The sequence below is a fragment of the Pseudomonas frederiksbergensis genome, assembly GCF_003732665.1.
Classification (GTDB): Bacteria; Pseudomonadota; Gammaproteobacteria; order Pseudomonadales; family Pseudomonadaceae; genus Aquipseudomonas; species Aquipseudomonas frederiksbergensis_G.
This window is the reverse complement of record NZ_MOBP01000096.1, coordinates 1-315: the sequence shown is the minus strand read 5'-3', so window position 1 is coordinate 315 and position 315 is coordinate 1. Positions and strand designations below refer to the sequence as shown.

The following is a 315-nucleotide window of genomic DNA, read 5'->3' as shown; positions in this document are numbered from 1 at the left end:
AGGAAGCCGCCGAACAGGGTGATCAGGATCGCCTGTTCACCGGGTAATTGCAGGTAAATGCAGAGCAGATAGCACCATGCCGCGGCAAACGAGACGCTGGCGTAGAGCTCGCGGCGGAAGATCAGCGGGATGTCGTTGCAGAAGATGTCCCGCAAGATGCCGCCAAACACGCCCGTGATCACACCGCTGACCGAGGCCACCAGCATGCCGTGGCCCATTTCCAGGGCCGTCATGCAGCCGATCAGGGTGAACGCCACCAGACCCACCGCGTCGAGCACCAGAAACAGTGAACGCAGATGGCGCATCCAGCGGGCA

1 protein-coding gene is annotated in these 315 nt (G+C 61.9%); it reads right to left on the bottom strand.

The window, feature by feature from the left end; translation table 11 throughout:
* Nucleotides 1–315, bottom strand: a 315-nt coding sequence (locus tag BK665_RS33300; protein ID WP_185076730.1) for a trimeric intracellular cation channel family protein, incomplete at both ends; no start/stop codon positions are given.